Genomic DNA, 22,833 nt, shown 5'->3' on the forward strand with positions numbered 1-22,833 from the left:
GAACCTTCATCCTGTGACGCCCGGCTGCCGCTCAGCGCGCCCGCTGGATTGCCTAAACTGATGAAGTCGCCCGATAGCCAGCGCAAAAGGGACTGAAATGTCTGTTGATCTCGGCATTCCTTCGGTTAGATCCCAGCCGATCGCTTCGAGGAGGGTCTCACGCCAGATCATGGTCGGCTCGGTTCCGGTCGGTGGTGACGCGCCGGTCTCGGTGCAGTCGATGACCACCACGCTCACCTCCGACGTCAACGCGACGCTGCAGCAGATCGCCGCGCTCACCGCGTCGGGTTGCCAGATCGTGCGGGTCGCCGTCCCTTCGCAGGACGACGCCGACGCGCTTCCCATGATCGCGAAGAAGTCGCAGATCCCCGTCATCGCGGACATCCACTTCCAGCCGAAGTACGTCTTCGCGGCGATCGACGCCGGCTGCGCGGCGGTCCGGGTCAACCCCGGCAACATCAAGAAGTTCGACGACAAGGTCGGCGAGATCGCCCGCGCCGCGCAGGCCGCCGGCACCCCGATCAGGATCGGCGTCAACGCCGGTTCGCTCGACCCGCGCCTGCTCCAGAAGTACGGCAAGGCCACCCCTGAGGCGCTGGTCGAGTCGGCGCTGTGGGAGTGCTCGCTGTTCGAGGAGCACGGCTTCCGCGACATCAAGATCTCGGTCAAGCACAACGACCCCGTCGTGATGGTCCAGGCCTACCGCCTGCTGGCCCAGCGGTGCGACTACCCGCTGCACCTCGGCGTGACCGAGGCCGGGCCGGCCTTCCAGGGCACCATCAAGTCGGCCGTCGCGTTCGGCGCGCTGCTCGCGGAGGGGATCGGCGACACCATCCGCGTCTCGCTGTCCGCGCCTCCGGTCGAGGAGGTCAAGGTGGGCATCCAGATCCTGGAGTCGTTCAACCTGCGGCAGCGCGGCCTGGAGATCGTCTCCTGCCCCTCCTGCGGCCGGGCCCAGGTCGACGTCTACACGCTCGCCGAGCAGGTGCAGGCAGGCCTCGAGGGGCTCAAGGTGCCGCTCCGGGTCGCCGTCATGGGGTGCGTCGTCAACGGGCCCGGCGAGGCCAGGGAGGCCGACCTCGGGGTCGCCTCCGGCAACGGCAAGGGCCAGATCTTCGTGAGGGGCGAGGTCATCAAGACGGTCCCCGAGTCGCAGATCGTGGAGACGCTCATCGAGGAGGCCCTACGCCTGGCCGAGGAGATGGGCGTCGACGTGGATCTCGACGACGACGCCCCCGGCCCCGAGGTCGTCGTCCGCTAGCGCTGATTTACAGTACGCAACCGCTTGGCTACACCTTGTCAACCGTTCGTGTGTGCGAGGTGTAGCCGTACGATCACGTCCGGGAAGCTGGCCTCTGCCGTGTGAGCAGAGGGAGCGTGCCGGTGAAGCGGGTCGTCGGAGTGGTCGCGGGTGTCGCGATGCTGGGTGCCGTGCTCGGGATCGGGCCGGACGGGGCGCGGGCCGCGCCCGGCCGGGAGATCGTCTGGGGGGCGTGCAACCAGAACGGGACGTCGCCGCTGGGCACGGCCCTGAGTTCGGGGCCCCAGCCCATCCCGCGGAGGGACCCGCCGCCCGGCACCGTGGAATGCGCGCAGGTGCGGGTGCCGCTCGATCACTCCGAGCCGCTCGGCCAGCAGATCTCGCTGGCCCTGACCAGGGTCAAGGGCTCGGCCGGCCGCGACGGCAACCATCTCGGCGTGCTGCTGGTCAACCCCGGCGGGCCCGGCGCGTCCGGCCGGTCACTGGCCAGGTACGTGGCCGCCACGCTGCCGAAGGACGTGGCCGCGAGATTCGACGTGATCGGCTTCGACCCCCGCGGGGTGGGCGCCAGTGAGCCCGCACTGAGCTGTGTCGATCCCACGCGGTTCTACGCCGCGCCGCGTCCGGACAACATCCCGCGCGTCAAGTCCGACGAGGACGTGCTGATCGCCCGGGCACGGAACTACGCGCAGAGTTGCGGCAACCGGTATGCCTGGTTCCTGCCGTACCTCACGACGGAGAACACCGCGCGGGACATGGACTCGATCCGGGCGGCCCTGGGTGAGGACAAGATCAGCTATCTGGGCTACTCGTACGGCACCTACCTGGGGGCCGTCTACGCGACGTTGTTCCCGCAGCGGGTCCGCCGCCTGGTGCTCGACAGCGTGGTCGATCCCGCGGGCGTCTGGTACGACGCGAACATCGCCCAGGACTTCAGCTTCGACCGGCGACACAGGGAGTTCCTGTCCTGGGTGGCGCGCAACGAGAGCGTGTACCGCCTGGGCCACTCGCAGGCGGCCGTGAGCTTCGCCTGGTACGCCATGCGTGCCCGGCTCCACGCGCAACCCGCCGGAGGCGTCGTCGGCTCCAGCGAACTGGACGACATCTACACGGCGGGCGGGTATTCCAGCCGGTTGTGGCCGAAGCTCGCCCAGGCCTTCTCCGACTACGTGCTCAGGGCCGACACCGCGGGCCTGGTGACGTTGTTCCACAGTGAGTCCGAGGTGGACGCGAAGGAGGAGAACTCCTATGCCGTCTATCTGGGCGTCCAGTGCCGCGACGCCGTCTGGCCGCGAAGCTGGGAGCGGTGGCGGACCGACACGGCGAAGGCCAATGAGAAGGCGCCCTTCATGGCCTGGCCCAACGCGGTCTACAACCTGCCCTGCGCGTTCTGGCCCGAACGCGGTGGAACGCCGGTCAAGGTGGGGACCTCGCAGGTGCCTCCCATTCTGCTGATCCAGTCGGTGCACGACGCGGCCACGCCGTACGAAGGGGCGTTGAGCATGCGCAGGCTCTTCCCGACCGCACGGCTCCTCACCGAAGGTGGCGGAGATCACGGTGTGTCGCTCGCGGGCAATCCGTGTGTCGACCGCCATCTCGCCGCGTATCTGCGGGACACGAGCCTGCCGCCGGAGCGGAGGGCCAGGCGTGGGACGGACGCCACCTGCCCGGCCCAGCCCGAACCCCGGCCGGTGAGCCGGATGGCCGCGCGCTCCCCGGTGGTCTCGGTCCGGTAGGCCGCCGGGGCGTTCGAAGGGCGGCGAGCGGCCGGTCGTGTCTGATCGGTAACTTCAAAAGCCGGGCCGCTCGCGTAGGCTTGGGCCGTGATGCTGCGTACATCGGCGTCGCGCGTGCTCGACGACAACGATCGCGAGGAGGTGCTGGCGCTCCTCGACGCTGATCCGGTCGCCAACGTCTTCGTCGCCTCCAGGGTCAGGACCGTGGGATTGAATCCCGGGCGCCTCGGCGGTCAGATGTGGGGTTTCGGGCCGCGTGGCGGCCTCGTGTCCCTCTGTTACGCCGGCGCCAACCTGGTGCCGGTCAACGCCGGCCGGGAGGCCGTACAGGCGTTCGCCGACCGCGCGCGCAAGCAGGGCAGGCGCTGCTCTTCGATCGTGGGGCCCGCCACCGCGGTCGAACAGATGTGGGAACGCCTCGAACCGCACTGGGGGAGCGCCCGCGCGATCAGATCGGCCCAGCCCGTCATGGCGACCGATTCGGCGCCCGCGGCCGAGCCCGATCCACTCGTCCGGCGGGTGAAACCCGAGGATTTCGGCATCCTGCTGCCGGCGTGCGTGGCCATGTTCACCGAGGAGGTGGGCGTGTCTCCGGACAACGGCGACGGCGGGGCGCTGTACAGGTCGAGGGTCGCGGAGCTGATCCGCATCGGCCGCTCCTACGCCCGGATCGAGGACGGCCAGGTCGTCTTCAAGGCCGAGATCGGCGCGGTCACGCCCCAGGCGTGCCAGGTCCAGGGCGTGTGGGTGCATCCCGACTTCCGCGGGCGCGGCCACGCCGTCGCGGGCATGGCAACCGTGGTCGAGCAGGCGCTGAAATACTTCGCGCCCCTCGTCACGCTCTACGTCAACGACTACAACCTGTCGGCCCGGGCGGCCTACCGCCGGGTCGGCTTCCGTGAGGTCGACACGTTCATGTCCGTGCTGTTCTGACCAGCCTGCCCATGAGGTGGTCGAGCTCGGCGGCGGGGTCGCCGGTCAGCCCGGCGTGCACCGGGCCCGTCTGCACGATCGTGCTCTTGGGCGCGGTGAGCCAGCGGAACCGGCTGCCGAGCGACTCCTTGCGCAGCGGGCCCACGTCGTCGCCGCAGGCGATCTCGTAGGCCGTCAGGGCGTGTCGTACGCCGGGGAGGTCGACGGTGGCGCAGAGGGAGAGCAGCCGGGCCTCGTCGAGCTCCACGCGGGCGCAGAGGTAGCCGCGGGGCTGGCAGTAGACGATGACCCCGGCGTTGACCAGCTCACCGCGCTCGACGCTGGGCATCACGCGGATCACGGCGTATTCGTAGACGTCGCGGCTCATCACTGTCCCCCTCGCGTGGCGCGCCAGAAGCCGCCGATGGTGCTCTCCTGGCGGCGCGCCGCAGGCGGGGACGCCGTGAGGTCGGGGACCCAGGCTCGGGCGCCTTGCGCGCGGGCGAGCAGATGGTCGGTGTAGGCCTGCCGTACGGCGGAGGCCTCGGTGAAGCCGGGCTCGCCGTCAAGCCATTCGCCGGGGACCAGGCCGACGACCTCGTCGAGCAGCTCCCGGGTGATGAGGGCGCTGAGGTCGGCGTCCGCCGCGGCGAGTTCGGTCGCGAAGGGCGCGAGCACGTGATCGCTCGCGTCGTAGCCCCGCTGGGGATCGGCGGTCGGCCAGTTGTGGTGGAACCAGAGGGCGGCGCCGTGATCGATCAGCCACACGTCACCGTGCCAGACCAGCAGGTTGGGGTTGCGCCAGCTGCGGTCGACGTTGTGGATGAGGGCGTCGAACCACAACAGCCGCGAGGCGAAGGCGGCGTCGGGCTCCCAGGCCAGGGGATCGAAACCAAGTGCGCCGGGGAGGAAGTCGACTGCGAGGTTGTGGCCGGCGCTGGCGGTGAGCAGGTCCTGGATCTCCTCGTCGGGCTCGCGGGCGCCGAGTTGGGGGTCGAGGTCGATCACCTTGAGTTCGGGGGTGAGGAATCCGAGCCGCCGGGCCAGCTCGGCACAGATGATCTCGGCGACGAGGACGCGACGGCCCTGTCCTGCGCCCCGGAATTTCACGACATATGTGCCGAGGTCGTCGGCTTCGAGGACGCCGGGGAGTGAGCCTCCCTCGCGGAGGGGAGTGACGTATCTCGTCGCCGTGATCTGATCCAGCACGACACGAGGCTACCGCCCCCCTCCACCCCTTCCGCGTGATCATGCACAGGTTCGGGAATCGCCCACGTGACCAGCTCATTCGTCGGTCGTGATCATGCACGGATTCGGGATCATGGCCTCTGGCCTGCTCGTCGTTCAGGCGTGATCATGCACATGTTCGGCGAAGCCCTGTCTGAGCTGGTTCTTTTTGAAGCGTGATCATGCACGCTTTCGAGAATTCGGCCTCCGGCCTGGCCGGATCCGATTCGTGATCATGCAGGCCGGGTGTGGTCGATGGTGGCTATGTACTGGACGAGGTACAGCTCATCCGCATGATCGCCGTGTGTGTTTATGCAGGTCGGATGGTGTTGCGCCGAACCTGCGCATGATCACGAACACAGAACGGGCAGCTCAGCGGCGATGTCGCCGAATCTGTGCATGATCACGCACGGGCTACGAGCAGGCCAGAGGCCATGATTCCGAAGGTGTGCATGATCACGCGGAAGGGGTGGGCAGGTCAGGGGGCATGGCGGCGAACCTGTGCATGATCACGCGCAAAAGGGGGCCCTGCGGGGGCGGGCGTGACCCCTCCGCACGCCCGCCTGCAGGGGTTACCGGGCAGCGCCGGGTATCCACCACATCTGGCCGCCGGCCACCTCGTGATAGACGTCGAGGATGTCCAGACCAGTGATCTTGCTACGGGACTCCGCCGCGGCCCAGGCGAAGATGCCGCGTGCCAGCGCTCCCGTCTCGTCCTGCACGCGAAGGGCGTAGACGCGCGCCCTGATCTCGTGCACCTTGTGGTCTTCGGGGTCGGCCTGCGCCGCGAGCTCCGCGAGCTGGCACGCGAGCCGCAGGTCGCCGTCGGCCGCCGCCACGATGGCCCGACCCGCCAGTGAGGCCGCGCCCGACGCCAGGTCGGCGACGGCCTTGGCGAACACCGCGTCCGGCGCGGGCTTGAGATGGGCGGGGTTCCCGTCGTGCCAGCCTCCGTGCAGCCGCCAGATGTTGCGGACGATGAACTCCGGCTCGTCGTAGAAAGGCTTGAGGTAGACCCGGTGCGCGAGCTCCGGCGGGGGCTTGACGGTGTGCAGGATCTCGTCCAGGCGGACGCCCGCGTTCATCAGGTCGAGTGTCTGCTCGACCAGGCTGTCGAGGTAGTCGGCGGTGTCGACGAGCGCCTGCCGCACCCGGTCGGCCCCCGCGATCGGCAGTCCGTGCCCGGGAAGCAGCAGCTCGGCGTTCATGGTGGCCATCTTGCGCAGCGCGACGGCCCACTCGTCGGGGTACCGCTGGACCTTCTGCGGGCCGCCCGCGCTGGGCGCCACCCAGACGAACAGGTCGCCGGTGAGCAGGACGCCGCGCTCGGGCAGGAAGGCCCAGGTCGCGTCGTCGGTCTCGCCGCGGGCGTGCCGCAACTGGAAGGTGACGTCCCCGAGTGACAGGTTCATCCGGTTCTGGTAGGTCAGGTCGGGCACCCGGTAGCTGGTCGGCCAGGTCATCCGGATGAAGCCGAACTGTCTCTGGTCGATCACCGTGTTGTAGCCGGCTGTCCGGCCGTACCTGGCGAATCGCCGCGCCATGCCCTCATGGGCGACGACGATGGGCCGTGGTCCGTTCTCCTCGTCGAACGCCTCGGTGCCGGCGACGTGGTCCATGTGGCCGTGCGAGAAGATCGCGTACTTGATCGGCTCGTCGGACCACTGCCTGATCGCCTGGTACATGGCCGGGGCGTCGACGGCGTTGCCCGTGTCGAACAGCGCCAGGCCCTCGTCTCCCCGGATCGCGTAGACGTTGCCGAACGCCGGCCACATCGCCACGCCGTACGTCACTTCCTGGGCGCCGGCGGCGCGCAACACGGTAAGGGGGACCTCGTCGGCGCGCACCATCCCACGCCAGACCTTGTCGGCGTATTCGAGGATCGGCGAAGTCATGTTCCAGATCCTTGCTGTCGTCCGGTTCCTGCGGCAGTAGGGAGGTCCCTAGAGCTCCCCACGCGCCACGGCCAGCGCAAGCTCCACACGGGACCTGAGGCCGGTCTTCGCGTAGACGCGGGTGAGGTAGACCTCCACGGTCTTGCGGCTGTAGTGCAACTCCTCGGCGATCTGGGGATTGCTGAGGCCGTCGGCGACCAGCGCGATCACGCGGCGCTCGCTCGGGGTCAGCCCGCTGTCGGCCGTCGGGGCGAGGCCCGCCTCGCGCATGCGGCGTTCGGCCGCCTGCTGCCACGGCGTCGCGCCCAGCCTGACGAAGATCGAGTGGGCCCGGGGCAGCTGGATGTGGTCGCCGAGCACGCCGAGGACGAACCGGGCCTGGGCCTCCTCGAACGGCAGGCCGTCCGCCCGCGCTTTGTCCAGCGCCGCTTCGGTCCGCGAGCGGTCGCCGAAGGCGCGGCCCATCGCCAGGTCCGCGGCGAGCTGAGCCCGCGGTGTCCCGGCGGCCGCGTGTTCCGACAGTTGCGCGGCGGCCGTCCGCGCCGCCGCCTCGTCGCCCGACGACACATGCAGCAGCACCTGTACGGCCAGAGCCCGGTGGAGGACGTCGGGAATGCCGCATCCGATGGCGTGCTCCAGTTCGCGCCGCGCCGTGGCCCGGTCGCCGCGGAGCAGCGCGAGCCTGGCGCTCGACGTGTTTCGCAGCCCCGTCTGCATGGGGCATTCGGGCGGTGGGTCGGCCAGGACTCTCTCCACCTCGTCGGTCTTGCCCTGGTCGAGGAGGATGTCGAGCTGGATGTTCCGCAGCAGCGCGAGGTTCTCCAGCAGCCCGGCCTCCGCCATCGCGCCCATGCCCGCGGCGATGTCGTCGAGTGCCTGGTCCCATTCGCCGCCGAGCCGTCGCACCACCGCCATGGTCCGCACGTACTGCCCGGCGATGTCGTGCCAGCCGAGACCCCGGTGGATCTGCTCGGCCTGGTCGAGCAGATCGATGGTCCGTGAGCGCAGCCCGGCGACGGACATCACGTGGGCCGCGGACTCCAGGGCCGCCAGCCGTGCGCCCGGCGGCAGGGCCGCGGAGTATCCGAGGAGATCGTCGACGGACTTCCGGCTCGCCGCCCAGTCGCCCTGGATCACCGCGCGGATGGCGAGTGATCCCGCCGCGATGACGCGATCCTCGGGCGGGCAGTCGACAAGACCCTCCTCGACGCGTCTGACCAGATCGGCGTCCGGGTGGCCCAGCTCAGCCTTGATCATTGCCTGCTGCGCGAGCAGCGCCGTCGGGTCGTCGGCGTGGGGAAGCTGCTGGCCTGACACGGCCAGGGCCACCTCGTACCATCCCATGGAGTGGGCGGCCGCGACCGCGATGCAGGCCGTGCGGGTGTGCCTGCGTCCCGGGGGCAGCACGGCGAGCGCGCGTTGCCCGGAGTTCAGCGCCAGCGCCGGCCGGGAGCCCTTCCAGTACGACATCGCCTGCCTCGCCAGCAGATCGCCCTTGTCGTCGGCGATCTCCGCCGCCCTGCCGTACCAGTGGGCGGCCGACAGCGGTGCCGTCCAGCGGGTGAGTTCGGCGGCGCGCATCATCGCGGTCAGCGCTTCGTCGGGCGAGCCGCCCTCGGCGACGTGGGCGGCCCACTCGAGGACGCGGCGTGTCCCGGTCAGGCCTTCACGCTGCAGCCACTCGGCGATCCGGGTGTGCACTCTGCGCCGTTCCGTCACGCCGAGGTCGTCGTAGAGGGCCTCCGCGACGAGGGGGTGGGCCAGGCCGTACCCCTCGGCCGTGCGGGTGACGACGCCGTCGCGGACGAGGCCGTCGAAGGCGTGCTCGGCCTCACGGGTCCCGAGCCCGGCGAGCTCGGCGAGTGGTTCGAGGTCGGTGCTCTCCCGCGTCCGCGACAGCGCGGCCAGCACCTTCGCGACGGTCCTGCCGCCCTGGTCGCGCTGGAACAGACGCCGCAGGATGGCGCCCCGGCGGGCGCCCGGGTCGGGTGACCACACGGCGCCGCCCTGGACGAGGCTCAGCACCGCCTCCTGGGCGAACCACGGGTTACCCCGGCTGATCATGTGCACGCGGCGGACGATCGTCTCACTGGGAGTACGGCCGAGCAGGGCGGTGACCAGCCCGGCCACTTCCGGCATCGAGAGCGGCTCCAGCCGGATGGCCAGATCCACGTCGAGAGCCGGGGGGCGGCGTGCCGTGCCCAGGATGGCCACGCGCGGGACGCGGCGGGGGAGCCAGCGGAGCACGCTGAGCGTGTCCGCGTCGGCGAGGTGCAGGTCGTCGATGGCGAGCAGCGTGCGTCCCGGCAGAGACGCGAGCAACTGGGCGGCGAGCACGGCCGGGGCCACGGGGGAGTGGCCGAGCGCCGCCTCGTCGATCGCGCCGTACAGCTCGGCGAGTTCGGCCGGCGCCTCCTCGTCCAGCGTGGCGAAGGCCCCGGCGAGCGGCGCGTAGGCCAGACCTCCGTCGAGCTCCCTGGCCTGGCCGCGCAGCACCCGGAACTCCGGGAGCCGCGCGATCACCTCACCCAGGAGATGCGTCTTCCCGATGCCGGGCTCGCCCCCGATGAGGACCATCTGCGGCGTCTCCGAGAGAGCGGAGACCACTTTGTCCAGAATGTCTGCGCGGCCCACAGTGACCACCCGCGAATCCACGGTCGGCGGTCACCCCCTTCGCACCCGTCCCTTTGCAGGAGTAGGACGCGGCGCAATGCTTGAACGTTCACAGGAAATGTGACGCCGGATGGCCGTGATCGCAAGCGGTTCCGCGTTTATTCGATGACGAGATCGACGGGGATGTTGCCGCGGGTGGCGTTGGAGTAGGGGCAGACCTCGTGCGCCGTCTCGACGAGCTTCGTGCCGACCTCGCCCTGAAGCTCGTCGGGCAACTCGACCCGGAGCACCACGCCGAGGCCGTACCGGCCGCCTTCCAGGGGCAGCAGGCTCACCTCGGCGGTCACCGAAGCATCGGAGGCGTCCACCTTCATCCGCTTGGCGACGAGGGACAGCGCGCTGGCGAAACACGCGGAGTACCCCATGGCGAACAACTGCTCGGGGTTGGTGCCCGCACCGTCGCCGCCCATCTCGACGGGCCGGGACAACTGCAGATCCAGCTTGCCGTCATTCGTGCGGGCGCGGCCTTCGCGGCCGGTGGCGGTGCCGATCGCGGTGTAGATCACTGACATGGCGTCTCCCTCAGATGTGTGTCCCACTACCTCGCCTACAAGACTCAACGCCGTGCCGATAATTCCTGCGCGGCTCGACACCCGTCGCGCAGGTCACGATCGATCGACTCGCCGTGAGCGCGGGCGTCGCACGCACCTTCTCCTTCGGCTCCACGACCGCTGTGCTGGAGGCGTCGCCGTACGGCCAGGCCCGCGCCGCCGGCTCTTCGCGCATCCTTGGCAGCCTTCGCCATGGCGCATCGCCCGGCGCAAGCCGTACATGTCGGAGTGTGGAGACGAACTTCCCCTTCGCCGACGATCAGCTGGCGTTCGCGTTCGCGGTGCGGGAGGTGCTCGCCGAGCACTGCCCCGCGACAGCCGTACGGGAAGCGAGCCGTGCGGTGCGACGGGACGTGCGCCTCCCCGCATGGTCGCAACTCGCCGATATGGGGTTCTTCGGGATGCTTGTATCCGAGGAGCACCAGGGCCTGGGCCGCGGGCTCGCCGGCTCGATCCTGGCGTTCGAGGAGACCGGCAGGGCGGCGCTGCCCGGCCCGGTCGTCGAGACGGCGGTGGTGGCTCCGCTGCTCGTGGAGGACGGTGACCTGCTCCTCCAACTGGCCACCGGGAAGCTGTGCGTCTCCGCCCGCCTCGGTGACCAGGTCTACGCACCGGACGCCGACCTCGCCGACCTGCTCATCGTGGAACGGGACGGCCGGTCGCGTGTCTTCCCCGCGGCCGGGGTACGGCTGACGCCGCAGGCCGGGGCCGATCCCGTACGCCGCCTGTTCAGCCTGGCCGTCGGCGCGGAGGAGCGCACGGACCATCTCGCGGCGTCGGGGAAGGCCCGCCGGTCGACGGCGGTGCCCGCACTGGAGGCGGCGACCGTCGCGGTGGCCGCGCAACTGGTGGGACTGGCCAGACACGTGCTGGACGTCTCGGCCGATCACGCCAGGAGCCGGAGGCAGTTCGGCATGCCCGTGTCCGCCTTCCAGGCGATCAAGGGGCGTCTTGCCGACGTCGCGGTCGCGATCGATCTCGCCGCGCCGGTGGTCTACGCGGCGGCGGCGGCCGTGGACCGGGCGGGACGTGGCGCGGTCGCACCGAGTGGGCTGGACCGGGCGGTCAGCGCAGCCAAGGCGACGGCGGGTGAGGCCGCGACGAGAGCCGCCGAGACGGCGCTGCGCGTGTACGGCGCGGCCGGGTACGCCGATGAACTCGATCTGCGGTTGTGGCTCGCCCGGGTGTGGTCTCTGGCGTCGGCGTACGGTGACACAGGTGTCCACCGGGCCCGCCTGCGCGCCGCCGTCCTGGGCAATCCCGCTCTCCCGTCCGACCTTCCCTGGGCTCTGTGACCGCAGGGGAGGGGTCAGGACTTGCGGTGACGGCCGCCCTTGGGACGACGCGGCCGAGCGGGGGACGGCCGCTCATCCGATGCCGGCTCCCTGTCCGACGCCGGCTGCTCGTCCGCCCGCCGCACATCTGATGCGCGCTGTTCTGTGTGGTGCTCGTCCGGCCTCGCCTGCATGTCCGGGATGGGCCGGTCATTCGGGGCCGCGGCGGCGGGGATGTCGGCGTGCCCCTCCTGGAGATTGGTGTTCCAGAAGGCTTCGAGTGCGTTCGCGAGTCCGTCGCTGCCCTGGTAGAGGCTCGGGCCGGGGGTTGTCTGCCCCTCGGGGGCGCTCGGATCCGGCAGGTCGGGCATGAAGTAGACGGGCTCCGGCTCCGGGACGGCGCTCGGTCCGGCCGGGTGTACGCCGGCCGGGTGTGCGTCCGCTGGGTGTGCGTCGGCCGGGTGTGCGTCCGCTGGATGTGCGTCCGTGGGTGGCGGTGGCGGTGGCGCGGCCGGTCGGTTCACCGGCGTCGTCGGCCAGAGCGGGGGCGGCGGGACGTCCGCGCGGTCGGCCACGGCGTTCATCCGGACGGGGGTGAACCACCCGCGCTCCTCACCGGACGTGGTGTTCCCCGGTGTACGGCTCGCGGCCGGAGAATCGAGGATCGCCTGCGCGGCCCCATCGGTGATGGCACGCCGTACGGCACCTCGCCGGACCTTCACGTAGGCGGCGGCCAGCACGGCGACGAGCAGCGGGGTGATGATCGCCGTATCGCCGAGCTGCGGGGGGATGCCCGGAAGCGGCTGGAAATCGGCGACGGGTCTGGTCGTCGTCGCCGGCTCGAATATGGAGGCGGGCGTGATGTGGGAGGCCGTTCTCGCGTCCGGATCGGAGTGCGCCGCCGTTCCCGCGCCGGCCGAGGCGTCCGTCGCCACGACCGCGGGCCGCACGGTCACCGACGCGCCGTCCGTCAGGCCGGTCGCGCTCGCCGCCGTCGAGGAAGAGGCGGCCGGCTCCATCCGCCCGGGCGTCGTCTGGCCGGCGCGTGACAGGTGGTGGGGCGGCCTGGACGCGGCAGGCCGCGCCACGGCGTGCGCCGGCGCAGGGGAGGTCGCGGGTGACGCGCTGGGCGCTGCGGTGGGTGTCGCGGGTGGCGTGGTGGGTGCTGTGGCGGTGGGGGCCGCAGATGGTGCGACGGGCGCGGTGGCGGTGGGGGCCGTGGGTGACCCGACAGGCGGGGTCGCGGGTGTCGCGGGTGGCATGGGCGCAGCGGTGGGTGCCGCGGCAGGGGGCGCTTCGGCAGGGTGGGGGGCGGCCGACGGCAGGGACATCGTCTGGTGGGCGGTCGCGGCGGCCGTCGCCCTTCCCGCCTTGATGACCTTCTGCTCCTGGTGCGTCCGGATCTTCTCCGGGTACCCGTATCCCACGACCGAGCTCTGGTCGCGGACCTGCTCGCGGACCTGCCCGCCACCGGTGTTGCCCTCGATGGTGTGGATCTTTTTCCCGGCGACCTTGACGACGATGCCGACGTGGTCGATGCCGTCGATCGTGCCCGTTCCCGCCCAGTCGAAGAAGACGACGGCGCCGGGCACCGGGGTGGACCCCCAGGCGTGGTGCTGCTTGAACCACCGCGCGTGACTGACCGTGTAGGCGAACTGCCCGAACCAGGGGGCGTAGCCGAGCTTGTGGGCGCCCCACGACAGGAACATGTCGCACCACGGCTGGCTGGTGTAGTCGGCATCGTTCTCGACGGTGTCGTACCAATGTCCGAACTTGGTGTAGCCACTCGCCTGCTCGCCGTATCCGACCTGGGTGTGCAGGAGGTGGAGAAGTTTCTTCATCTCGGGGCTCATGCGAAGGGTGGGCCTGTCGTTCAGTCGAGGGGTTCTGGTGACGTGGCACGCTACCTTCGCAAAACGGCATATATCTAGACAAAGTCAAATCTATCTACCTAAACATGACAAATCGGCCAGGTAGGGCTAGAACATGTTCTAGAATCGGCGCCATGACGATCGAACTCGCCAACGGGGAAGCGCAACTGGCGGCCCTGGCGGTGTTGTCCCAGCAGACCAGGGAACTGATGGACGCGGTCGTGCTGACCGACGTTGACGAGACCGAGATCGCGGCCGTGACCGCCGAACTCGTGGCTCTCACCGAGCGCCTCCGGGCCGTCCGGCGCGACACCGCGTTGCCGCACGAGTTCGCCCCCGACGGGACGTTCCGGCATCTCGGCAACGCCGTCACCGGCGCGTGCAACCCCCATGCCCTGCCCCTGGAGGTCGAGCGGTCGCCCGAGGGCGGCTCCCGCGCCGATGTGAACTTCAGGCCCGCCCACGAGGGGCCGCCCGCCGGAGTGCACGGCGGCGTCAGCGCGATGATCCTCGATCATCTCCTCGGGGACGCCGTGGCCGCCTCCGGCCGAGGGGGCGTGACGGGCACGCTGACCATCCGCTACAGGCAGCGGGTCCCGTACGGCGAGCGGGTCGTGGCCACCGCCAACGTCACCCGCAGCGAAGGGCGTAAGACCTGGGCGGACGGTTCGATCGCCCTTCCCGACGGCACGCCGCTCGTCGAGGCGACCGGCCTGTTCGTCACCCCCGAGATTTGGATGCGGCCGGCCGAGCCCGGTCAGCAGCCGGCTCCGGTGAACGGGCCGCCTCCGGCAAAGGGCGCACCGCCCGCGCAGTAGAGCAGGTCAGAGCAAAGGCGCGGTCACGACGGGAGGCCCGGCTCACCCGGGGTCGGCGGGACGGGCTCCCGCGTGCACACCTTCCGGATCGACGCGCGCTGCGGGCCGTTGGCGGATCCAGGCTCGGTGGTGATCACTGCGGTGAACTCGTTCACCTTCACGCAGTCGGCCGGGCCGAGATCGGCGCTCGCGCTGAAGGAGTAGGCCGTCTGTCCGCGCAACGTCCGCGTCACCGTGTCGACGAGACGGCCGTCTCGGCTGAACTGGACGGTCACCTTCACCGGGCCGGTGCCTCCGGTGCCGATGTCGGCGTCGACCTCCGTGCCGTCCCAGCCGGAGATCTTGACGCTGTCGACCGTGGGAGAGGGGCAGGGCGCCCCCGTGACCCGCAACGTCGTGGTCCGCGTGCCGCCCGGTGCCTCCGGAGAGGTGCCGGCCTCGATCCTGCGGTAGACGGTCGTGTCGCACTCCGGGGCGGGAAAACCCTGCTGGACTCCCGTTTCGTAGGACGTCGCGCCCGCAAGCGGGATGATCTGCGGAGGCAGGGGATCGAGGTCGTCCGGCGCCGAGCCTTCGGAGAAGCGGACCGTCAGCGTGACCTTCCTGCCGTTCGCGGCCCGGACGTGGATCGTCGCCGACTGCCCGTCGAATCCGTCGATGCCGAGGCTCGTCACCTTCGGCGGCGCCGGCTTCGGCGTGACCACCGGGGTGCCTGACGGCGTGACGGCGGGCGGAGACGGCGACCCGGGCGGAGGATCGGACGGGGGATCGGTCGAGGGATCGGACGGAGGATCCGGGGCGGCGCCGGCCGGGGGATCGCTCGGTGACGTGCCGGTCCCGGCGGGCGCCTTGGAACGTCTGGGCGAGGGCGTCGGTGACGGGGTGGAGGGGCCGGCGGACGGCCCCGCGTCCTCCGCGTGCACGGGGGGCACGATCGGCGAGTTGTCGGCCACCGGGGTCTGCCGGTTCGCCGCGACCAGGGCGGCGACCACCACCACGGACAACACCGCGCCGCCGACGGCGAACCGCGGAACGAAGGACCGGAGCCGGCCGGACAGCACGGTGCGGGCGACCGAACTGGCCACCTCGACCGGCTCGGCCGGCTTGGCGAGGGGGAACGCCAGAGCGAGGAGGGTGGCCAACTCCGCGAGCCGGCGGCGGCCACGCTGCTCCCAGTCGGGTCCGTAGCCGGCGGCCGCGGCGTCCTCCAGCTCGCCGAGGAACGTTCCCGCGGTCGGCGGCCGGTCCGCCGGGTTCTTGGCGAGACCCCGCGTCACCAGGCCCCGCACCGCGCTCGGCACCTCCTCGGCCGGGATCGGCGCGGTCTTGTGCCGGTGGCGCAGCCCCGCGAGGTGATCGGCCCGGTACGGCCTGCGCCCGGTGAGGCACTCGAAGAACACGCAGGTCGCGGCGTAGACGTCGGTGGCCGGGCTGACCGCGCCGTCATCCCACTGCTCGGGCGCCATGTAGGGCGGCGTGCCCGCGGGGACGCCGGGCTCGGTGCCGGGCGTGGCGATGCCGAAATCCGACAGCTTGCTCGCCCCGTCGGCCTGGACGAGCACGTTCTCCGGCTTGTAGTCGCGATGGACGATGCCGGACGCGTGGGCGAGGGAAAGGCCGGTCAGCGAGCCCTTGAGCACGACCAGCGCCGCCTCCGGGCTGGTCGCGCCGTGCTCGCTCAGGATCCGTCTCAGCGGAACCCCGTCGACCAACTCCATGACGATGGCGGCGCCGTCGCGGGTCTCGACGTACTCGTAGAGCCGCACGATGGCGGGGTCGTTCAGCTCGACCATGATGCGGGCTTCCTGGCGGAACCCCCTCAGGAAGCGCGGGTCGCCGCGCAGCCCGTCATGCAGGTACTTGATCGCGACGTAGGCCCCGGTGGTCGAGTAGGTCGCGAGCACGACCCTGCCGGCACCACCGGTGCCGAGCTCTCGCACTTCCCGGTATCCGGGAACCGACCAGGCGTTCATGACGCGGCCCCTTCGGATAGCCCTGCACCAAGGTCTCATCCGAAAGGCCGATTGTCACCGGAGCATAATGTCACCGCATGGTTGTAGTCCTGACGCCCCTTCGCGGGAACGCGACAGCGGTCAGTCGGCGATCACCGACCGGTCAGTGGGCGATCCCGACCGTCGCCCTGATCGTCTCGGGCGCGGCGACGGCCGTGAGCACGTAGTGGGCGAGGTCCTCCCTGGAGATGGTCAGCCCGCCCCGGACGCAGTCGTTCAGGGCCGTGCGGTAGACGCCGGTGGCCGGCTTGTCGGTCAGGCGCGGAGGCTGGATCACGGTCCAGTCGAGGTCGCGGCCGAGGATCTCCCGTTCGAGCAGGCGGGCGTCACGATGCACGTGGCGCAGCGCCGTCGCCCGCGCCAACCGGGTCAGCAGGCGCTGGAGCGGCGCGGCCGACGGGTGGTCGCCGAGTGCGTTGGTCACCACGACGAGCCTGCGTGCGGCGTGTCCGTCCTGCTGCCCGGTCATGGCGTCCATGACGTTCCGGCCTCCCTGTGAGTAGAGCCGGGTGGGGCCGGCCTCGCTGGGCCCCGCGAGGAAGACGACGGCGTCGGCTCCCTTCACGTCGAGGGTCTCCGGCGCCAGCACGTCGCCCTGCCGTACGGAGAGGTTCGGATGCCGCTCCGTCACGGCTTCGGGCTTCCTGGCGACCGCGACCACGTCGTGGCCCTCCGCGAGCGCGAGCCGTACGAAATGGCGCCCTGTGCCGCGCGTGGCGCCGAAGACGATGATGCGCACTGTGCCCCCAGATTGATGGTTAGTAAGCACTCACTCACCCATATAGTGGTGAGTATTCACTCACCCGTCAATACCGGAAGAGTCATACGTGGGCACTCGCGACCGCATCGTCGCCGCGGCCGAACAGGTCATCAACGAGCTCGGCCTGGCCCGGGCGACCACCCGGGAGATCGCCCGGGCCGCGGGCTGCTCGGAGGCCCTTCTCTACAAGCACTTCAGCCGCAAGGAGGACCTCTTCCACGCGGTGCTGCTCGAACGCATGCCGGCGCTGACGCCCGCCGTGGCCAGGCTGAGCGGGCAGGTCGGCGTCGCGACCGTGGCGGAGAACCTGGAGGAGTTCGCCCGGGCGGCGATCGCGTTCTACCGCAGGTCGCTGCCGTTGAGCGCGGGCCTGCTCGCGGAGGCGTCCCTGCTGACCGGCTTCCGCGCGATGCTGGCGGAGACCGGCGGCGGCCCGCACCTGCCCATCCTGCTTCTGGGGGCCTACCTGCGGGAGGAGCAGAAGATCGGCAGGGTGGACGCGGACGCGGACCCCGACAGCGCGGCGGCGCTTCTCCTGGGCGCCTGCCACCACCGGTCGGTCCTCGGGAGCCTCGTCGACCTGGGGCCGGACGACGCCCTGGCGCCCGGCCTGGTCGCGACGCTCATCGCCGGGCTCGCCCCGCGATAGGGGTCACGCCTCCAGGATCCTGGCGGACTCCGACTCGTGCGCGAGGCGCCGGAACACGTCGAGAGCCTTGCCGTACATCACGGTGCAGATCACCAGCGTCTCCACCGCGACGTCGCGCGGACCGTCGAAGGGGATCTTGCCCATCTCGTGGTCGCGGGCCAGGTCCATGGCCGTCCTGGCGTAGACGAGCAGGTCCGCGTCGGTGGCGGGCATGCCCAGACGTTCGAGTGTGACGAGTGTCTGCGCGAGTTCGTCGCGGCCGGGCGCGAACGGGCCGACCCGCCATCCCAGGCCGGCGATCAGCCGGTCGACGTCGTCGCGCGCCCGTGTCCACTCCTCGTCGCCGGCGGAGTGCGGCTCCGGAGGGGAGGCGAGGGCGTAGTGGGCGGTGCCCAGCATGGTGTGGACGTCGGTCCGCTCGTCCTCGACGGCCTCGATCACCCTGCGTATCGCCGCGACCGGCACTCGTCCCACCTCGAGGAGCGCACGAATGAGGCGGAGCCTGCGCAGATGGGCGGGGCCGTACTCCGCGCGCGTCGCCGAGGTCTGCTCGCCTTGGGGGAGAAGCCCCTCGCGCAGGTAGTACTTGATCGTCGGGATGGGCACCCCGGACTCGGCGCTCAGCTGGGAGATCCGCATGGGGGGATACTAATGGATAGCCCGACTATCCAGCGTGTGTGCACGGGGTGGCGATGAGCTCTGAGCGACCATAGTCACTCTCGGGGCCGATGGGCTACGCTCCGTCTACCCTCTGATCTGAGCACCGGTCGATCTGGGCACCGGTCGATTCTGGGGCACCGGACAATCGCGCGGAGAACCCATGGGCAGGCACAGGCGCGGGAAGACGCAGGGCATTCACACCGTGGGAGATCTCATCGAGGCATTGGAGCGCTACGACTCCGACCTCGAGGTGAGGTTCGCCGTCCAGCCGCGCATGCCCATGGGCCACACCGTCGGACCGCTCGCCGAATACGACGAGATCCTGTGGATCGGTGAGGCCGGATCCGACGGCTACGTCCCCGACGGCGCGGCCTCCCGGCTGGGCTGGCGCTGACCCCGGGCTCAGGCCTGAGCCGAGCGCCAGTAGGCCGCCGCCACCAGTTCGGCCACCAGAGGCTCGGTGAGCAGGGCCACGTCGGGATCGTCGTCGTGAAGGTAGCGGACGGAGGCGGCCTGCCCCTCGAGGTCCCCGCCGACCGTGAGGACGGTCGACCCCCGCTCGCGGATCCACTCCATCGCCTGCTCGTCGTAGCGTGATCCCGGGAACATGATCGCCCGGTAGTCGTAGGTCTTGGTCAGATACACGTCCACGTGGGCCCAGTCGCCCGTCTCGCAGGCGTCGGCCTGGCGGCGCGGTCCCTCGCGGAACATCAACGCGGACTGCTCGGCGGACGACAACCGCTCGGCGGGGGCGATCGTGTAGACCCCGTGCGGGCCGTCGAGCAGGCGTACGGCCTCCGCCAGCCAGTCTCTCCGCCGGTCGAGCAGGTCGGCGGTGGCCTCGGCAGCCCTCCGCACGAGGGCGGGGACGTCCACCTTCCCCGTCATCGCGAGCAGGAGGGCGAGGGTGTGCTGGAAGGTCCGGCAGGCGACACCACCGGCCTCCTCACCTGCCGTCATGGGCACCACGAGATCGGCGCCCTCCGTGACGGCGGACCCCGGCCTGTTGGTCATCGCGACGACGAACGACCTGCCGATGTGGCGGGACAGCGCGTCGAGCGTCTCCCGACTGCCGCCCGACGCCGAGATCGCGACCGCCACGGTCCGCGGCCCGGGAAGGGTGCCGGCCGACGCGGAGGCGTGCTCGGCGACGGCGTCGACGCCGGCCGCGCGCAGTCGCTGGGCCGCGACCCCCGCGGCGTACCGCGAGCTGCCCATCCCCAGGAAGACGATCCGGTCGCAGGCGTCCGGCAGCCCGTCGAACGGGTCGCCCCCGTCGAGCAGCCCGGCCAGCCTGCCCAGCGCCTCCGGCTTGGCCTCCAGATCGGTCACGAACCGCTCAGCGTCCACACCCACCCCTTGTCGTGATCACGCGAACCATGCCCGCAACACGCCCATGGGGGCGTACCGCCAGCGCGGCAGATGCCGGGCCGCGTAGATCAGCTCGCGGCATTCCTGCTCGATCTCGAACGGCCTGACCAGCGACCGGTCGAGCAGGTCCGCCCGTCCCGCGTCCGCGAGCCCGTTCTCGTAGGCCGTCCCCAACTCCTCCCTGACGGCCGTCACCCAGGCGGCCGTCGCCGCCGGGTCCGCCGACCGCCGCAAGATCGCCACCTGGCCGACGTGGTCGAGGCTGGTCAGCAATTGCGCCAGGTCACGTGCCGCGGGCTGGAACACCTCGGCCTCCGTCACCGTCGGGTTGCCGTCGAAGTCGACGACCGCGTAGCCGTCACGCCACTGAAGGATCTGCCCCACGTGCAGGTCACCGTGGATGTGGATCAGCGGGGTGCGGCCGGTGGACGACAGTGACGCCATCTCGGCCCGCAACGCCCCGGCGTGCCGAGCCAGCCACTCGCCGTCGTCCCCGCCGGTGAGCGCCAGGGCCTCCCCCAACGCGTCCTCGGCCCGTGCCGCGAAGGCGAGCGGGGGCGGGAGCCGTACGGGATCGGGGAAGGCCTCCGATGGCGACGCCATCGCCGCGTGCAACTCGGCCGCGAGCCGCCCGATTTCGGTCGCGAAGGCGGTGCGGCCGGCGACCGCCTCGTCCACGCACCACTCCCATCCGTCGCGCGCGCCGGGCAGGTAAGCCGTGACCAGGGCGACCAGCGCGTCCTCCCAGAAGATCACGGCGTACGGCGTGGCCGTCCTGGCGAACCCCGCGAGATGGGTCAGCAGGGCGGGAGCGGGATGAGGCGCCCGGGAAGGGACGGGGAACCACTTGACGACCACGGCCTCACCCGCGATGACGGAGTGGTTGGTCTGGTCCACGGTGATCGCCCGTTCACCGGGCGGCACCTCGGGCAGCGGCGCGAGGGCCCGCACGGTGAAGGGCGGCGGTGGGGCCGCCCCTCGTGCCAGAGCCCGCACCACCGACTGGGTGACGCCGGCGCCCGCTTCGAGCGCGAGCATGCCGTCGGGCCGCCGCTCCACGGTCGGCCACGGCGAGTGTTCCACGCGATCTCCTGAATCAGGGTTCAACTTCGGCGACGGACGTCGAGCTCATGATGGAAGCACGACTCTGAGCTGGGCCGCAACAGAGCCGGCGGTCAGCGGGGGATCGGCGTGAGCGGGTTGCCCGTCGCGAGCCGCGCGTAGCCGAGGACGAGTTCCACGGCGGCCTCCGCGTCGATCGAGTGATGACGGGCGACGACGCGGTAGCCGTACGCGTCCTCGAGGGCGACGAGATTGCGGCCGATGGTCTCGGAGTCCCCGGCCAGCGTGAAGACCCCCTGGGCGGCCCCCGTCTCCAAGATGGCCTGGTACATCGAGACCTGCCGGTCGAACAACGTCGTCAGGAGCGTGCCGTACACCCGGTTGCGCCCCGCGGCGCCGCCCAGTTCGCACAGGAGACGGACGCCGGCGTCGTCGGGGCCCTCCGGGAGACCCGAACGGATCGTGGTGATCAGCTTCCGCGCGGGGTCGGCGATGCCGGCGGCCTTCCTGATCCGCTGTTCGTAGAAGCGCTCCATCCCCGCGTGGTGCGCCTCGATCAGCAGGTCGCGCAGGTCGGGATAGTGGTAGAGCACGGCGCCTGACGTGAGACCGGCCATCTCGGCGATCTGGTTGAGATGCACGCCCTCGGCGCCGTGCCGGATCATCGCCCTGCGGGCCGCGTCGATGAGGTCGGCCCTGCGGTCGGCCCTGCTCTTGCGCTGGGTCATTGCACTCCGATTCACCGCGCCCGCAGCGCGACGCCCCAGCCCTTGACGGGAACGCCGGCCGCGCATTTGAATCTCAATTCAACAATATCCAGGGAGCCCCCACATGACAGACAAGCGACTCACCATCCTGTTCATGCCGGAGAGCGCCTACGGGCCGACGAACAACTGCATCGGGATCGGCGACGTCCTGCGCCGGCGCGGTCATCGGGTGGTGTTCGCCGCCGAGGCGTCCTGGCAGGGGAAGCTGGAGGCGCTGGGCTTCGAGGAGGACCTGGTCGACCTCGCTCCGCCGGCCGAGGAGGAGCAGGATCCGGGGCAGTTCTGGAAGGACTTCATCCGTGACACGGCCCCCGAGTATCGCAAGAGCACGCTGGAGCAGCTGGAGACGGTGACCAAGCCGATCTGGGAGGCTCTCGCCGAGGGTGCGAAGCACTGCGAGCCGCAGCTCAAGGACATCATCGGGCGCGTCAGGCCCGACGTGATCGTCGAGGACAACGTCATCGCGTTCCCCGCTCTAGTGACGGCGGGCGTGCCGTTCGTGCGGATCGTGTCGTGCAACCCGCTCGAGGTGAACGGCCCGGGGGTCGCACCGGTCTTCTCGGGACTGCCCGCCGACGGGACCGGATGGGCGGAGTTCCGCGCCGAGTACGACAGGACCCACCGCGAGTTGTGGACCTCCTTCAACGAGTGGGTCGTCGAGCAGGGCGCGCCGGCCCTTCCCGATCTCGAGTTCGTGCACGAGGGCGACGCCAACCTCTACGTCTATCCCGAGATCGTCGACTACGTCGCCGACCGGCCGCTTGACGCCTCCTGGACGCGGCTCGACTCCTCGGTCAGGGAGACCGACGAGGAGTTCACCCTGCCGGAGATCCCGGGGGACGGCGCGCTCATCTACTTCTCCCTCGGCTCGCTCGGGTCGGCCGACGTCGAGTTGATGCGCCGGATCATCTCCGTCCTGGCCGGCACGCCCCACCGGTACATCGTCTCCAAGGGCCCGCTGCACGAGGAGATCGAGCTGGCCCCGAACATGTGGGGCGCCGAGTTCCTGCCGCAGACGAAGATCCTCCCGCTGGCCGATCTCGTGATCACCCATGGCGGCAACAACACGACCACCGAGGCGCTGCACTTCGGCAAGCCCATGATCGTGCTCCCGCTCTTCTGGGACCAGTACGACAACGCCCAGCGGGTCGACGAGACCGGCTACGGCGTCCGCCTGGACACCTACGGCTTCACCGACGACGAACTGGTGGGCGCCGTCGACCGGCTCCTCGGCGACACGGATCTCCGGTCGCGACTGGAAGCGGCCGGTGCGGAGATCCGCCGGCGGGACGGCCTGCGCGTGGCCGCCGATGTGATCGAGAAGATGGCGTGAC

At 70.7% G+C, this 22,833-nt stretch carries 21 protein-coding genes; 8 read left to right on the forward strand and 13 right to left on the reverse strand.

The annotated features are described in order from the left end of the window. Nucleotides 1–6: 6 nt before the first annotated feature. The gene (locus Psi02_RS40220) at nucleotides 7–231 is read right to left on the reverse strand and encodes a hypothetical protein (protein WP_239095150.1); all 225 of its coding nucleotides are present in this window, start codon (nucleotides 229–231) and stop codon (nucleotides 7–9) included. Between Psi02_RS40220 and ispG the strand changes: the two genes are divergently transcribed. From ispG to Psi02_RS25405, 3 genes are all read left to right on the forward strand, one after another. Then, the gene (gene ispG / locus Psi02_RS25395; protein WP_239095149.1) at nucleotides 140–1,261 is read left to right on the forward strand and encodes a flavodoxin-dependent (E)-4-hydroxy-3-methylbut-2-enyl-diphosphate synthase; all 1,122 of its coding nucleotides are present in this window, start codon (nucleotides 140–142) and stop codon (nucleotides 1,259–1,261) included. The genes Psi02_RS40220 and ispG overlap by 92 nt on opposite strands. Nucleotides 1,262–1,362: 101 nt before the next feature. After that, entirely contained in the window at nucleotides 1,363–2,997 is a 1,635-nt protein-coding gene (locus Psi02_RS25400) for an alpha/beta hydrolase (protein ID WP_239095142.1), read from the forward strand. A gap of 90 nt (nucleotides 2,998–3,087) precedes the next feature. Continuing rightward, nucleotides 3,088–3,930, forward strand: coding sequence for a GNAT family N-acetyltransferase (locus tag Psi02_RS25405; protein ID WP_203978203.1), 843 nt, complete (start codon nucleotides 3,088–3,090; stop codon nucleotides 3,928–3,930). Here Psi02_RS25405 and Psi02_RS25410 read toward each other — a convergent pair. The 5 genes from Psi02_RS25410 to Psi02_RS25430 all read right to left on the reverse strand — a co-directional run bounded on the left by Psi02_RS25410 (nucleotide 3,911) and on the right by Psi02_RS25430 (nucleotide 10,216). After that, entirely contained in the window at nucleotides 3,911–4,297 is a 387-nt protein-coding gene (locus Psi02_RS25410; RefSeq protein ID WP_203978162.1) for a DUF3037 domain-containing protein, read from the reverse strand. The genes Psi02_RS25405 and Psi02_RS25410 overlap by 20 nt on opposite strands. Then, on the reverse strand, nucleotides 4,297–5,118 hold the full coding sequence (locus tag Psi02_RS25415; RefSeq protein WP_203978163.1) for a HipA family kinase: 822 nt from the start codon (nucleotides 5,116–5,118) through the stop codon (nucleotides 4,297–4,299). The genes Psi02_RS25410 and Psi02_RS25415 overlap by 1 nt, the downstream gene beginning before the upstream one ends. Before the next feature lie 590 nt (nucleotides 5,119–5,708). Next, the gene (locus Psi02_RS25420) at nucleotides 5,709–7,031 is read right to left on the reverse strand and encodes an alkyl sulfatase dimerization domain-containing protein (RefSeq protein ID WP_239095143.1); all 1,323 of its coding nucleotides are present in this window, start codon (nucleotides 7,029–7,031) and stop codon (nucleotides 5,709–5,711) included. Between the two features lie 48 nt (nucleotides 7,032–7,079). Continuing rightward, nucleotides 7,080–9,686, reverse strand: a complete 2,607-nt coding sequence (locus Psi02_RS25425; RefSeq protein ID WP_308442268.1) for an AAA family ATPase — start codon at nucleotides 9,684–9,686, stop codon at nucleotides 7,080–7,082. Between the two features lie 116 nt (nucleotides 9,687–9,802). Beyond that, the gene (locus tag Psi02_RS25430; protein ID WP_203978165.1) at nucleotides 9,803–10,216 is read right to left on the reverse strand and encodes an organic hydroperoxide resistance protein; all 414 of its coding nucleotides are present in this window, start codon (nucleotides 10,214–10,216) and stop codon (nucleotides 9,803–9,805) included. Nucleotides 10,217–10,329: 113 nt separating this feature from the next. On the opposite strand from Psi02_RS25430, the gene Psi02_RS25435 reads away from it, so the two are divergent. Beyond that, on the forward strand, nucleotides 10,330–11,550 hold the full coding sequence (locus Psi02_RS25435) for an acyl-CoA dehydrogenase family protein (protein WP_203978166.1): 1,221 nt from the start codon (nucleotides 10,330–10,332) through the stop codon (nucleotides 11,548–11,550). Between the two features lie 14 nt (nucleotides 11,551–11,564). Here the strand turns inward: Psi02_RS25435 and Psi02_RS25440 are convergent, their stop codons facing one another. Continuing rightward, nucleotides 11,565–13,370 (reverse strand): CHAP domain-containing protein, encoded by a 1,806-nt coding sequence (locus tag Psi02_RS25440; protein ID WP_203978167.1) that lies wholly within the window; start codon nucleotides 13,368–13,370, stop codon nucleotides 11,565–11,567. A 164-nt stretch (nucleotides 13,371–13,534) separates the two neighbouring features. On the opposite strand from Psi02_RS25440, the gene Psi02_RS25445 reads away from it, so the two are divergent. Beyond that, entirely contained in the window at nucleotides 13,535–14,218 is a 684-nt protein-coding gene (locus Psi02_RS25445; protein WP_203978168.1) for a PaaI family thioesterase, read from the forward strand. 23 nt (nucleotides 14,219–14,241) lie between these two features. Here Psi02_RS25445 and Psi02_RS25450 read toward each other — a convergent pair whose 3' ends face one another. Further along, nucleotides 14,242–16,191 (reverse strand): serine/threonine-protein kinase, encoded by a 1,950-nt coding sequence (locus tag Psi02_RS25450; RefSeq protein WP_203978169.1) that lies wholly within the window; start codon nucleotides 16,189–16,191, stop codon nucleotides 14,242–14,244. Between the two features lie 142 nt (nucleotides 16,192–16,333). Further along, the gene (locus Psi02_RS25455) at nucleotides 16,334–16,969 is read right to left on the reverse strand and encodes an NAD(P)-dependent oxidoreductase (RefSeq protein ID WP_203978170.1); all 636 of its coding nucleotides are present in this window, start codon (nucleotides 16,967–16,969) and stop codon (nucleotides 16,334–16,336) included. A gap of 88 nt (nucleotides 16,970–17,057) precedes the next feature. Here Psi02_RS25455 and Psi02_RS25460 point away from each other — a divergent pair, with 88 nt between their 5' ends. Beyond that, complete coding sequence (locus tag Psi02_RS25460; RefSeq protein ID WP_203978171.1) at nucleotides 17,058–17,639, forward strand: TetR/AcrR family transcriptional regulator; 582 nt, start codon at nucleotides 17,058–17,060, stop codon at nucleotides 17,637–17,639. 3 nt (nucleotides 17,640–17,642) lie between these two features. On the opposite strand, the gene Psi02_RS25465 is transcribed toward Psi02_RS25460, so the two are convergent. Further along, nucleotides 17,643–18,278 (reverse strand): MerR family transcriptional regulator, encoded by a 636-nt coding sequence (locus tag Psi02_RS25465; protein WP_203978172.1) that lies wholly within the window; start codon nucleotides 18,276–18,278, stop codon nucleotides 17,643–17,645. A 181-nt stretch (nucleotides 18,279–18,459) separates the two neighbouring features. Here Psi02_RS25465 and Psi02_RS25470 point away from each other — a divergent pair, with 181 nt between their 5' ends. Further along, nucleotides 18,460–18,693, forward strand: a complete 234-nt coding sequence (locus Psi02_RS25470) for a hypothetical protein (RefSeq protein WP_203957175.1) — start codon at nucleotides 18,460–18,462, stop codon at nucleotides 18,691–18,693. An 8-nt stretch (nucleotides 18,694–18,701) separates the two neighbouring features. On the opposite strand, the gene Psi02_RS25475 is transcribed toward Psi02_RS25470, so the two are convergent. The 3 genes from Psi02_RS25475 to Psi02_RS25485 all read right to left on the reverse strand — a co-directional run bounded on the left by Psi02_RS25475 (nucleotide 18,702) and on the right by Psi02_RS25485 (nucleotide 21,460). Continuing rightward, a complete protein-coding gene (locus Psi02_RS25475; protein ID WP_203978173.1) occupies nucleotides 18,702–19,649 on the reverse strand; it encodes an SIS domain-containing protein in 948 nt (315 codons plus the stop codon). A gap of 18 nt (nucleotides 19,650–19,667) precedes the next feature. After that, nucleotides 19,668–20,753, reverse strand: coding sequence for a hypothetical protein (locus tag Psi02_RS25480; RefSeq protein WP_203978174.1), 1,086 nt, complete (start codon nucleotides 20,751–20,753; stop codon nucleotides 19,668–19,670). A 92-nt stretch (nucleotides 20,754–20,845) separates the two neighbouring features. After that, on the reverse strand, nucleotides 20,846–21,460 hold the full coding sequence (locus tag Psi02_RS25485; RefSeq protein ID WP_203978175.1) for a TetR/AcrR family transcriptional regulator: 615 nt from the start codon (nucleotides 21,458–21,460) through the stop codon (nucleotides 20,846–20,848). 103 nt (nucleotides 21,461–21,563) lie between these two features. Between Psi02_RS25485 and Psi02_RS25490 the strand changes: the two genes are divergently transcribed. Then, entirely contained in the window at nucleotides 21,564–22,832 is a 1,269-nt protein-coding gene (locus Psi02_RS25490) for a glycosyltransferase (RefSeq protein WP_203978176.1), read from the forward strand. Nucleotide 22,833: the final 1 nt, after the last annotated feature.

Source organism: Planotetraspora silvatica (assembly GCF_016863315.1).
Lineage (GTDB): Bacteria > Actinomycetota > Actinomycetes > Streptosporangiales > Streptosporangiaceae > Planotetraspora > Planotetraspora silvatica.